We start from the raw sequence: 12,184 nt of genomic DNA, 5'->3' as shown, positions 1-12,184 counted from the left end.
ATCCCGATTCCGTTATCCTTCCATATGATTTTGAGTCCCTCTTCGGTTATATCTGAAAATACCTCAATTTTAGTGACTGTCTGACCATGACGGAGGGAGTTGTCAAGAAGGTTATAAAATACCTTCTCAAGCATGAGATCGGCATAGATGGAAACATCATCCAAAGTAATTATAAAATCCAACTGTTCGGGCGTGTACAGAGATTCAATGATCGGGATTATCCGTTGCCAGGCCGGTTCCTGTGCCCCGATTTCCTGGTACAGTCGGGTAAATGCGATCTGCTCCTCGATCATTCTGGCAGCCAGTTCAATATTATCAATATGCTCCATAATGTTCGATTGATCTGGATTCTCCCTGATAAGGCGACACAGAATCTGGACAACATTCACTTTATTCAGGATATCATGCCTCGTGATACTGGTCATCAGGTTGAGCTGTCGATTCAGCTGCCGAAGTGCATTCTCAGCTTGTTTTCTCCCGGTAATATCCTGTCCCTGAGCAATGGTGGTGGTGATATAGGAATCTCCCATACGCACCTGCACATTTGCCGAGTTCCAGAGCACTGTTCTGACTTCTCCCCCCTTCCCCCTGATAGGAATCTCCACCGTCTCCCAAATATCTCCTGAAACAGCCTTCTGAATAAGTTTCATCGATTCATTCCGCGTCTTTTCAGGAAAGAGAATGTCTATTTTTCGTCCTTTGGCATCTTTTGCAGGAATGCCGGTAAGTTCTTCAAATGCTCTGTTAAATTCAAGAATAATAAGATCAGAATTCCATGTAATTATCGGCGCATTTGCATAGTGGATCAGTTTTTCCAGGTATTCTGTCTTCTCTTTCAGGGCCGTTTCAAGATTTTTTTGTCTTGTTATATCGGTAAAGACAGTATGGACCTGATATGGGGACTCTTCACCGTTCCTGAAATCAGGGGTTGCATCGATCAGGATCCACCGGTATCTCTTATCCTTCGGATTAAAAACCCCCATGAGAACTCCTTTTACGGGTTTACCCGTTTTCATGGAGATCATAGATGGGTGTTCTTCTGGTGGAAAAGGTGTCCCATCCTCCCTGATCGATTTCCACTCCGGATGAAATGAAGTCCTGCCCGTCATCTGATCAAGGGAGAGACCTAATATCCTCTCTGCAGCAGGATTGGCAGATATTATGGCACCGGAGGAGGTTTCCTGGTAGACCACCCCCTGTTCCATAGCCTCAAATAATACCCGGTATCTCTTCTCCTTCTCGACAATCTCCTGTTTTTCTCTCTCCAGCTGAAGGTTTTTTGCTGCAATTTCCCGCTGTGCATTGATGAGTTCGTTTGTGATTCTGGTCAGTTCTTCATACACATCCGCACTCATTTGCATCTTTTCAGCACATTCCACGGGGTTATGTTCTGGCTTTTGCCTGGAAAATGAGACCGCCTCCTCAAATACCTGGTTCATCCACTCCCTGACAGGGGAACCGGCTATCCAGATACGCCCATCCTGAACGAGTGCGGTTACATGAAGTAAACCACTCCAGAATCTTCCTTTTACCTGAAGATTCCATTCATGAATAACTCCTTCATGACAGATCTGATTCAATATCCGGAAGAATGAGTTCATATGTGAGGGATCGATAATATCGGTAAAAGGAATCTTTTCCGGTCTGTTGCCAAAAAGTGAAAGGTCGTCCCGAATAACAGTATCTATCGTACCATCCATAAAAAGAACTACGATAAGCCCACTGACACAGTCATCATCATTCATAATCACACAACAACAAGGTTCTCTCCTATCCGCACAGCATCCTCTGCATCCTTTGCAGATGCATCCGCTCCTATCTTCATCCAAAGGTCAGGGAATTTTCTAAAGGGATATCCGCCGGCAATTATCTTTATCCCACACAATTCCTTATCATCCCGTATCATACGTATAAGGGTGTCCATATGGTCAAGGTGCAGCGATATGGTACAGGATAATGCAAGCAGAGGGATCTTCTGGGTTTTTATCAGATGCATGATACTTGGGAAAGGCACATTCGAGCCAAGATATATTGTCTCCCATCCTGAAAGTTCAAAAAAATCGGCAACCATCCTGACACCAACTTCATGAAGTTCGCCCGGGACACATGATGCAAGCATCCTCTTTCCTGTTTTCTTCTGTCTCATGATATCAGGATAAAACCCGGCAATGATCTGCTGGACTGCAGATGTGCAGTAATGTTCCTGGGCAACCGTAATCGTACTAATATGCCAGAGCCGTCCGGTTTCATACAGAGCAGGCTGAAAGAGAGAGAGGTATAATTCTTTGAGTCCTGTTCCTTTTGCATAGAGATCCCGGACCAGAGAATGTGCCTGGGAACGTCTGAGTGAGATCAGATCATCGATAAACTCCCTTACGACCGGATTCCAGAACGGATCATCGGGGAGAAATGACTCTGACACTTCAGGGTTTTTTTTCAGGGATTTTTCAGCCGCCTGAATAAATGTATAATACGTCGTGTTCCCGTGCTCTTCATAGATTTGTGATAATGCCTGGAGTGTTGCATGTAAACATTCTATGGGAAGCCCAATACCAGAAAAGAGGATTCTTGTCCATTGAATATAATCGACAAAAATCGCTGGTGAATCAACATAAACAGCCTGGCTGAGCATATTGAGGTGGTACAGAATATCCTGGAGGCATTTCTCCCTCTGCTCCTTTGAATATCCTGTAATAATACCAGGCATACACTTCTCCAGATTCTTCATAACCTGTTCAGCAATAAGGAGGTGTTGTAATGGTTCTGTCATGTGTTTATACCATATTTAAATCCGCATATAAGGACGATGTATCATCCATTATTTATCATTCTGGCTAAATATGAGTGATATTGACCTGCAGGGCCTTTCGAAATTTTTATCATATTATTTCTATATTCCTAATCTTCTTTCGGTATGATATTTAATCCGTCCAGAACCCGCTCTTTATTTGAAAGATCACCAATAAGTCGTCGAACAGGTTCTGGAAATTTTCTGATAAGGGTAGGTACCGCAATTATCTGATCTCCTTCAGCAAGCTGGGGGTGTTCGAGAAGATCAATCACCTCAATCGTATAATGACCTGAAAGATGGGTCTCACAAATATTTTTGAGATTTGAGAGAGCTGCACGTGATCGGGGAGTCTGCCCTGCCACATATAATGTAAGAACCCATGTAAGAGGTCTTTCATCGCCATTTATCGTATTCTCTACTTTATCAGATGCCCCCAGATTCATCGTGTATCCTCACAGTCATTATCCCCTTTTCGATAGGCCCTTAAAAGAGTCCGAAGATTATCCATCTCATGTATTTTACGCTCTCCCAAATTTTTTGACCGGTTATAACGTGTCTCATTGAGTATCAGCTCTTCTCGTAATGCCGCTATCTTTGCTTCAAGAGCTTTTTGTCGAATATCATGCTCCTTTTGCTGGATATCAAGTTCTTCCTCCAGCTCACGTAATTTCACCATATCCTGCATCTCTGATACGATTCGTGCAGATCCAAATACCATCCCGTCTGCTCCGGTATATACATCTGCAAGCTCAATTCCCCTGTTTGAGAGGGTAAATTCACGCACCTGATTTGAGTGATCCATCCCTCGTGATTTGATAATCGTAATCAGCCTGATTCGCTCACCCTGCATCTCCACGTTCCTGACCAGGAACCAGGTATCAGTCAGGGACGAAATATGTGCCTCTGTCCTGGGATATAAGGTATCTGATTGTGCAAGATCAGTCATAAATACCGTGATCAGCCGTTTCTTCAGGTGATTGATCAGTCTGCCAAGCATTGATCTCACCTGGAGCGATGATCCAATCGTAATCAGATTAGAGATTGGATCCAGGATTACCGCCTGTGGCTTTATTGAATTGATCAGCTGGTATATTGTTGCAAGATGCATCTCAAGACCGTATAATCCAGGTGGTGTTGTTTTCATGGTCAACAGTCCTGATTCGGTTAATGGAGCAAGATCCAGACCGATTGAACGCATGTTCCGAATCAATCGATGTGCTGATTCCTCAAATGAAATATACAGGCATTTTTTTTCCCGTTTTACAGATCGATGCGGCAAAAAAGGCGGCAAAACTTGACTTTCCTGAACCAGCAGTCCCGGTAAGAAGAATTGAGCTGCCAACATAATACCCGCCATTGAGCAGGGTATCAAACCGGGGTAACCCTGTAGAGATCCGTTCTGATGAGACATTGTAGTCCATATATGCAGAACTGAGTGGAACGACGGTCAGCCCCTCAGTACTGATTAAAAACGGACATTCATTTGCAACATGCGAACTACCCCGGTATTTGATGATTCGAAGACTCCGGTATGTGATAAGATCCTCTACAACCTGGTTTAATTGAATGACACAGTCTGAAACGTACTCTTCTAAACCGTGCCGGGTCAGGGTATTATATCCTTTTTCACCAGTGAGTACCGTAGTAACACCTTTGCGTTTGAGCCAATCAAACAGTCTGACAAGTTCTGATCTGATAATCCGATGGTTTTCATTTCCGGAAAAGAGCGCCTCAATGGTATCAATAGCCACTCGTTTTGCCTTTATTGAGTCTATTGCCGATTCAAGCCGGATAAAAAGTCCTTCAAGAGTGAACTCTCCAGTCTCGACATGAGGAGACGGATCCACCAATATTTTATCAATTTTGATCTTATGATCATTTATCAGGTCGATGAGGTCAAAGCCGATAGATATAAAGTTTCAATCAATTCATCAGTATTCTCTTCAAATGAAATAAATAGACCAGGATCCTTGTATGAGATCGCACCCCGTACCAAAAATTCCATGGCAAAGAATGTCTTTCCTGTTCCAGGCTCACCAATTATTAATGATACCCTTCCCCGTGGTATCCCCCCATCGGTGATCTCATCAATCCCAACGATTCCAGTAGGACATTTCTCTATTCTTTTATTATTCTGATAATTCCTGGATTTTTGGGGGGACATAATAAATTCTTCATCTGTCTATGTTATATTTAATGTTATCCAGCCCTTGGGTTGGTAAAAAAATATAAGATCACACTGAGTGATTGAAATTATCAAAATAGCACATACAATTCGGAAAATTTTTTGGCCAATTCGAAATCATCAAAATAAGATGTGCAAAGGTGTCATGCAATAAAAAGAATACCTGCAATGGAGGCAGGTTAAATAGACCTCGTGTGGACTCTCGAAGAGTGGATTCGCTTTCCAGCCCTGCAGTTATGTTCGATTATCCACGGATCCTGATTTGGAAAAAAAGGAGATCATGAGATTTCAGGATAAATAAATATCCCGTCCTTCTTCACATCAAGATTTGGAAGTTTGAGGAACCGGGTTACATACTCCTGATGAATTGCATACGGGTCTACATCACGAAGGAGATCCGGATACAAAGCTTTTGCCATGTAGAGAGCTCCAAGACAATTGCTATGAGAGACAATATTCACATCAAGCAGGTAGACTTTTCCGTTCTTTACGGCGTCAATCTTGTCAAATCCAGGGCGGCTCTTTACCCGTTCGAGTTCTGCCTGGGCTGCGGCTTTATCAGTAAAACCATATCCAAGAGCTTCATCAAAGTCTTCCATTACAATGGCCTCAGGATTCTTTGCAATGACTACCTCAGGATCAATCTCAAAGTAGGAAGCAGTATCCATAATTTTACCCGTGGTATCTTTGGTATCCTGGGTCATGGTATTTGCTCCAAGAAACTGCAGGGTCTTGATGGTTGGACAATCATTGCCGCCACTTCCAAGGGCACCGTTCTTTCTGGGATACAAATAAATTACTTTTGTTTTCTCGTCTTCTGATAAACCTGCCACCTTGTCATGAATGCTTCCAAGTGTTCCCCCCATCCAATCTACATATTCCATAGCAGTCGATGGTGAACCGGTAAGATACCCAAGAACCTTGGAATACCCAAGACTATTCTGAATGTCTCCATGGTAAATCATTGCAAGTGGTGTTACACCGGCGCTCTGCAGTTTTTTCATCAAATCTTCATCAAAGTACTGATTGTTTACAATCAGGTCTGGCTTTAATGCGATGATAGCCTCAATATCCGGTTCGGTTGCAGATCCCAGATTCTTTTGTTTGCTGATTTCAGGAAGAATAATGTCCCTGTTTACTGTGTTCTCATCAATCCCTACGATCTTGTCACCTACTCCGATGACTTGTGCATTTTCTGCAATCATCCGGTCAAGAGTGATGAGTCTGTTTACCGGGGTTTTTACTTTGACAGGTTTTTCGAAGGCATCCTGAACCCATATTTCAGTTGCTGTTCCGTCAATAATCTTCTTAACCTGGTCAGCATCTGCACTGTCTACTTTTCCATCCTGGTTGGCATCTGCAAGATGGGTTGCTCCTGTTTTTCCTGCGGCAATATCATTGATCAGATCAATATCCTGCTGATCAAGATTCATATCCTCATTTGCATTTCCAAAAATATAGAGAGTAAATTCCATTCCAGAGGCAGATACTCCCATTGTTATACCACAGAGAATCAGGAGCGTTAAAATAACTCCTCCATACATACTATACCATTTCATATGAATAAACAACTCCTCACTATAAGTAATTATAGAATATATATTATGCTTATTTGATCTTATATATTTTAAAAAAAGTATTATTCTCATTCATCAATCTTATCAGAGTACAATCATCAGGAAACGTGTAACAAAGGTATCGTGAGGTCATGAATCAACAGAGCCGGAGAAAAAAAACGATTGATTCTCCAACATCGGATATTCAATCGGCTTATAATCAATATCATTCGAAAAAAATTCTGTTTCTGATCACTGTTACTATTGGAATTCTTCTATTAGCAGGAATAGCCGCGTCATTTGGTTCGTATGATCTAACTCTTGTTCAGGCATACACGACAATAGCTGCAGGTATATTCCCTTGGATGGGATTGCCTGAATCAGTTGCTCACACGATAATCTGGGAGATACGACTCCCCCGTATCGCAATGGCAATCGTATCAGGAGCAAGTCTTGGAGTTGCCGGTGCAATTCTTCAGGGAGTTCTTCGTAACCCGCTCGCAGAACCATTTACTTTAGGCATCTCTTCAGCATCAGCGATGGGTGCATCACTGGCTATCATCGGGGGAATCAAATATTTCGGCCAGTATAGCGTTGTAATGAATGCATTTTTTAGTGCTTTCCTTGCAACGATGGTGATCTATTCTATTGCAAAAAGCAAGGGAATGACTCCTGAAGCGATTATTCTTGCAGGGATTGCGATTATGTTTCTTCTTGATGCAGTTACTTCATTCATGCAGTATCTTGGTACCGCAGAACAGGTCCAGGCAGTAGTATTCTGGATGATGGGAAGTGTATCGGTTGCCAATTGGGAGACGGTTTTCATTGTCTTTTGTATTGCAATCATCTCCATCCCCTATCTCATTTACAAGGCGTCAGATCTCACCATCATTGGAGCCGGAGATGAAACTGCTTATAGTCTTGGAATACATGTGGAGACCGTTAGGATGAGGACCCTCATTTTTGCTGCACTCCTGACCGCATCTGTTACAGCATTTTGTGGAATCATAGGATTTGTAGGGCTCGTTTCTCCCCATATTACACGAATGGTTATCGGTGGAGATAACCGGTATGTCATTCCTGGTTCTGCCCTTGTTGGAGGGATTCTCCTCCTGGGAGCAGATACGGTTGCACGAACAATCCTTGCACCGATTATTTTACCGGTAGGAATTATGACCGCTCTTGTTGGAGTTCCCTTCTTTATGTTTCTGTTTATGAGAAAGAGGAAAGAATTATGGTAAATGTTAAACTCAATGATGTCTGTTTCAGTTATCCGGGTGCTGACATCCTGCATAATGTGACCTTTTCAATCGGACCTGGGCAGATGACAGGCCTTATCGGTCCGAATGGATCAGGAAAGAGCACTCTCATCAAGTGCATAGACACAATTCTGAAACCTAAGGGTTCTATCCTGCTGAATGGAAAAGATATCCTTACGATGGAACGGGTAGCCCTCGCCAGAAGTATCGGTCTTGTCCCCCAGAATGGAACGAGTGCTATGGACTCTACCGTGTTTGAAACGGTCCTGATGGGCAGAAGACCTCATTCAGCCTGGCGAATCAGCGAGGAAGATATTCATAAAGTTGCTGACGCCCTTGAACGTCTTGGAATTGGGAATCTGGCAATGAGGGATTTTTCTCATCTGTCTGGTGGGCAAAAACAGATGGTTCTTTTGGCACGGGCAATTTGCCAGGAACCTGATGTTCTCCTCCTTGATGAACCAACATCTGCCCTTGATATCAGACATCAATTGGAGGTATTGGAGATTGTGAATCATCTTGTGAAAGAACGAAATATGTCAGCGATCATTGCATTACATGACCTCAATCTGGGTGCACGGTATACTGATTCTATGGTGATACTGCGGGAAGGAAAGATCTTCTCAGCAGGAAAACCAGATGAACTGTATACCCCTGATATGATAGAGGAGGTATACGGGGTAATTGCAGAGGTGATCTCCGTTCATGGAAAACCCCATGTCGTCCCCATCCGTCCCGCTGAATACGGCCATTATATTTTTGCAGAGTCCTTGCAAAATGAGAGAAATATGGAGATTCCAGCCTGAATGGTGCACGCTGAAGTCCCTGCCCCGGATAATTGCAGGTATGATTCATTTTTTGAGCGGGTTTTTTCCCTCTGTATTGATCTGAGGTTAATCCGGTTAATTCCAGGACTGGGAAGATCAGTTACAGTGACCTTTATTGCAGCCCTGGTTAATTCAATAGCTTCTATTCTCTTCCTATTCTTTGTTAGTATTTTTATTTCAGGCCTGATTGAAGGGAAGACCGTGGTGTCCATGGTTCAGATTTGTGCCCTCATAATAGGCGTGCTTTTCATCCGCATTGGTGCCGAAATATTCCGGGAGCGTTCTGCCTGTGCAACTGCCGGATTGATGAAAGAATCAATTCGTTCAAGGATGTATAAGAAACTTCTTATCCTTGGGCCGGCCTATACCGATAAAAATGATTCCGGATCCCTTGCAGCCATCTTTGTAGATGGTATTGAACAACTGGAGCAGTATGTCTCCTATTACATCCCCTATATCCTTCTTTGCCTCTTTGTTCCGACAGCCCTCTTCTTTACCTTTGCAGGATTTGTAGATCTCATAACGGCCTGCATTCTTTTAATATTTGTCCCTCTGGTGCCGATAATTATCATGTTTACGAATCGGAGAAACCGGCTTACAAAAAATGATGTCTGGTATGAGTATAAAACACTCAGCGCTTTTTTTACTGAAAGTCTGCAAGGGCTTCCAACATTAAAATTATTCAACCGGCATGAATCTCGTGGAGATGAAATTCAGAAACGGGCAGATGTTCTGAGTCTTACCTGGATACGTCGGCTCAGGGTTGGTTTACTGGTCAGTTTTATCACAGATATGATTCCCTACCTGGGATATGGTTCTGCATTACTGTATGTCTGTATCGGGATGAGCCAGGGAGTCATGCAAACAGAACAAGTAATGCTCGTTCTGCTCCTGGGCCCGGTTTTCTATGAACATGTCATCCATCTCGGGCAGTATTATCATAGCAGCATGAATGCCAAAAGTACCATCAACACGATTCTTAATCTGTTTGACGCCATTCCAGAGGTTGCAGAACCAAAAAAACCTTCATCAATCTCCCTTCCTCTCTCCCTATCAATTCGGTTTACAAATGTCTCATTTGCATATGAACCTGACCGTCCAGTCCTGAAAAACTGCTCATTCTCAGTTGAGGAAGGGGAGATGGTAGCTCTTGTCGGGGCATCCGGGGTTGGAAAGAGTACAATCGTCGATCTGTTATTTCGTTATTACAACCCGAATGAAGGGAGCATTGAAATCATGGGAATACCGTTGTCTGATATCCCTCTTGAATTTCTCAGACAACAACTCGCTCTGGTTTCTCAGGATACCTATCTCTTTTATGATACGATTCTGAATAATCTCCTGTTCGGAAGGTCTGATGCTTCAAAAGAAGAGATCGATAAAGCCATCCGGTCATCGAAACTGGATGAATTTATCTCCATACTCCCCGAAGGTTTGAATACCCTGGCCGGGGAGCGTGGTCTTCGGCTTTCGGGAGGAGAACGACAACGAATAGCAATAGCACGGGCTATTCTGAAAGATGCTCCAATTCTCATACTTGATGAACCTACAGCGAATGTTGATGCAGCGAGCGAACTTTATATTAGAACATCGCTTCGAAATCTCCTTGTTGGACGTACCGTTCTGATTATTGCTCACCGTCTTTCAACCATTCGGGATGCAACACGAATCCTCGTAATGGAAAACGGGGGCATTATTGAATCAGGAACGCATGAGGAGTTGATGCAAAGGAACGGGAAATATGCCGCCCTTGTGCATGCACAGGAGATTGCCGGTGGTATTGGACATCTGTCGGAAAGAGGTGCATTATGAAGACAATTCATGCAGTTCTCCGCCTTTTCACGCTCGTCCGTCCACAAGTTCCGATTCTTTCTCTCGGGATTATTACTGAAATTCTCAAATACCTTGTTACTCTGGGGATAGGAGTTCTCGGCGTTGACCTCCTTCGCCTGGCACGATCCGGAGAAGAATCGTCTGTTCTCATTCCCATTGGTATTTCTATTATCGGTCTTGCGATTTTCCGGGGTGTATGCGGATATCTGAGTCCGTATTTATCTCATATAGCGGCATATCGTATCCTCGCTTCCCTTCGAAATCAGTTTTACAGAACGATTGAGCCATTAGCACCAGCAGCTCTTATGCACCGCAGAACGGGAGATATTGTATCCATTGCTGCAAATAACGTGGAAACACTAGAACTCTTCTTTGCACATACAATAGGCCCCATGGTGACCGCAATAGTCATTCCCCTGGTGGTATTTTCATCACTCTGGTTCATCCACCCCTCAATTGCAGGAGTTTATCTGCTAATAACACTCTTTATCGCTCTTCTACCAAGAATTGCACTCATTCTGAACAAAAACCGGGGTGATCTTCTCCGTGCTCATCTGGCGAATATGAATGCATTTCTTATCGATAGTGTGCAGGGCATCCGTGAAATTCTTGCTTTCTCCAAATCCCAATCCCGGTTCAGTCAGGTCATGGACCTGAATGCGAAGTATCAGGAAGAGTATGATACATATGTACAGAAAAACTCGCTCATTTCCGGGACTTTTATTCTCATCCTGTCAGGAGGAATCTTTTGCATACTGCTTTCCTCTTCAATTCTCTATACTAATGGAGATATTGATCCTCTGAATATTCCTCTGATTATTCTTTTTGCTTCCCTTGGATTGAGTTCGATGACAAATATCATCGAAATCTCTAAACAATTCAGCCTGACTTTTGCAGGAGCGAAAAGACTCTATGAACTGATGGATCTTACTCCGGAAGTGAAAGAACCTGATAATCCCAAGAGGCCCGTTACAATCGAACCCTCAATATCCTTTGAGAAAGTATCTTTTCGATATCATCCGGATGATCCATTGGTTCTGCATGAGGTTGATTTTACCGTTCCGGTTGGAAATACCGTTGCGATTGTAGGGATGACCGGGGCTGGAAAAACAACCATCGCACATCTTATCATGCGTTTTTGGGATCCGGTACAGGGGAGAATACTGCTTGGAGGTAATGATCTCAGAGAACTCTCTCTGTATCAAATCCGTGATTCTATTGCTTTGGTGAGCCAGGATATCTTTTTGCTTAATACCTCAATCCTCGAAAATATCAGGCTCGGACGGACTGATGCAACGGATGATGAGGTTATTGCAGCTGCTGCTACTGCCAGATTACATGATTTTGTCTGCTCACTTCCCAAAGGATATCACACTATCATCGGCGAACGAGGTGTCAGGTTATCCGGGGGTGAACGACAACGAATAGCAATTGCCCGAGCGATACTCAAGGATGCTCCAATCCTCATTCTTGATGAAGCAACATCAGCCCTTGATACGGTCACGGAATGTGAGATCAGAAAAGCCTTACAGGTTCTCTGTGAGGGTAGGACGGTTCTGATCATTGCCCACCGGTTGTCAACTATAATCCATGCAGACCAGATTCTTGTCCTGAAAGAGGGGAGGGTGGTTGAACGGGGAACCCATAATGAATTACTGAAGATGAATTCTGTGTATTCTTCGTTCATTGCTGCACAGGAGGTTTGAAAAACAAGATGAGAAACATCATTGTAA

General features: G+C 43.4%; 10 protein-coding genes and 1 pseudogene. 4 read left to right on the top strand and 7 right to left on the bottom strand.

What is annotated here, in order from left to right; all coding sequences use genetic code 11:
- The 7 genes and pseudogenes from PLA23_RS00110 to PLA23_RS00080 all read right to left on the bottom strand — a co-directional run.
- Positions 1 to 1,745: PAS domain-containing protein (locus tag PLA23_RS00110; protein WP_324473478.1), on the bottom strand; the 1,745-nt coding region annotated here is incomplete at its 3' end.
- A 2-nt stretch (positions 1,746 to 1,747) separates the two neighbouring features.
- Entirely contained in the window at positions 1,748 to 2,770 is a 1,023-nt protein-coding gene (locus tag PLA23_RS00105; RefSeq protein ID WP_324473476.1) for a cobalamin B12-binding domain-containing protein, read from the bottom strand.
- Positions 2,771 to 2,898: 128 nt separating this feature from the next.
- Positions 2,899 to 3,234, bottom strand: coding sequence for a circadian clock KaiB family protein (locus tag PLA23_RS00100; protein WP_324328369.1), 336 nt, complete (start codon positions 3,232 to 3,234; stop codon positions 2,899 to 2,901).
- Positions 3,231 to 4,001 (bottom strand): ATPase domain-containing protein, encoded by a 771-nt coding sequence (locus PLA23_RS00095; RefSeq protein ID WP_324328367.1) that lies wholly within the window; start codon positions 3,999 to 4,001, stop codon positions 3,231 to 3,233. The genes PLA23_RS00100 and PLA23_RS00095 overlap by 4 nt, the downstream gene beginning before the upstream one ends.
- Positions 4,002 to 4,017: 16 nt before the next feature.
- On the bottom strand, positions 4,018 to 4,212 hold the full coding sequence (locus PLA23_RS00090) for an ATPase domain-containing protein (RefSeq protein WP_324328373.1): 195 nt from the start codon (positions 4,210 to 4,212) through the stop codon (positions 4,018 to 4,020).
- Between the two features lie 72 nt (positions 4,213 to 4,284).
- Positions 4,285 to 4,955, bottom strand: a pseudogene (locus PLA23_RS00085) (ATPase domain-containing protein); the annotation flags it as partial.
- 299 nt (positions 4,956 to 5,254) lie between these two features.
- Positions 5,255 to 6,535 (bottom strand): ABC transporter substrate-binding protein, encoded by a 1,281-nt coding sequence (locus PLA23_RS00080; RefSeq protein ID WP_324328365.1) that lies wholly within the window; start codon positions 6,533 to 6,535, stop codon positions 5,255 to 5,257.
- A gap of 149 nt (positions 6,536 to 6,684) precedes the next feature.
- On the opposite strand from PLA23_RS00080, the gene PLA23_RS00075 reads away from it, so the two are divergent.
- The 4 genes from PLA23_RS00075 to PLA23_RS00060 are packed head-to-tail and all read left to right on the top strand — an operon-like array spanning position 6,685 to position 12,157.
- Complete coding sequence (locus tag PLA23_RS00075; protein WP_324328364.1) at positions 6,685 to 7,773, top strand: FecCD family ABC transporter permease; 1,089 nt, start codon at positions 6,685 to 6,687, stop codon at positions 7,771 to 7,773.
- The gene (locus PLA23_RS00070) at positions 7,767 to 8,597 is read left to right on the top strand and encodes an ABC transporter ATP-binding protein (protein WP_324328362.1); all 831 of its coding nucleotides are present in this window, start codon (positions 7,767 to 7,769) and stop codon (positions 8,595 to 8,597) included. The genes PLA23_RS00075 and PLA23_RS00070 overlap by 7 nt, the downstream gene beginning before the upstream one ends.
- Positions 8,598 to 10,430, top strand: coding sequence for an ABC transporter ATP-binding protein/permease (locus tag PLA23_RS00065; protein ID WP_324473474.1), 1,833 nt, complete (start codon positions 8,598 to 8,600; stop codon positions 10,428 to 10,430).
- Complete coding sequence (locus PLA23_RS00060) at positions 10,427 to 12,157, top strand: ABC transporter ATP-binding protein (RefSeq protein ID WP_324328358.1); 1,731 nt, start codon at positions 10,427 to 10,429, stop codon at positions 12,155 to 12,157. Before PLA23_RS00065 ends, PLA23_RS00060 begins: the two co-directional genes overlap by 4 nt.
- Positions 12,158 to 12,184 lie beyond the last annotated feature (27 nt).

The sequence above is a fragment of the Methanospirillum sp. genome, assembly GCF_035406105.1.
Classification (GTDB): Archaea; Halobacteriota; Methanomicrobia; order Methanomicrobiales; family Methanospirillaceae; genus Methanospirillum.
Note: the sequence above shows the minus strand (reverse complement) of the source record. Positions and strands in the feature narration are given on the sequence as shown.

Excerpts from the sequence above, each read along its gene's own strand:
- PLA23_RS00105 (WP_324473476.1), bottom strand. The coding sequence starts at position 2,770 with ATGACAGAACCATTACAACACCTCCTTATTGCTGAACAGGTTATGAAG.
- PLA23_RS00100 (WP_324328369.1), bottom strand. The coding sequence starts at position 3,234 with ATGAATCTGGGGGCATCTGATAAAGTAGAGAATACGATAAATGGCGAT.
- PLA23_RS00090 (WP_324328373.1), bottom strand. The coding sequence starts at position 4,212 with ATGGACTACAATGTCTCATCAGAACGGATCTCTACAGGGTTACCCCGG.
- PLA23_RS00080 (WP_324328365.1), bottom strand. The coding sequence starts at position 6,535 with ATGAAATGGTATAGTATGTATGGAGGAGTTATTTTAACGCTCCTGATT.
- PLA23_RS00075 (WP_324328364.1), top strand. The coding sequence starts at position 6,685 with ATGAATCAACAGAGCCGGAGAAAAAAAACGATTGATTCTCCAACATCG.
- PLA23_RS00070 (WP_324328362.1), top strand. The coding sequence starts at position 7,767 with ATGGTAAATGTTAAACTCAATGATGTCTGTTTCAGTTATCCGGGTGCT.
- PLA23_RS00065 (WP_324473474.1), top strand. The coding sequence starts at position 8,598 with ATGGTGCACGCTGAAGTCCCTGCCCCGGATAATTGCAGGTATGATTCA.
- PLA23_RS00060 (WP_324328358.1), top strand. The coding sequence starts at position 10,427 with ATGAAGACAATTCATGCAGTTCTCCGCCTTTTCACGCTCGTCCGTCCA.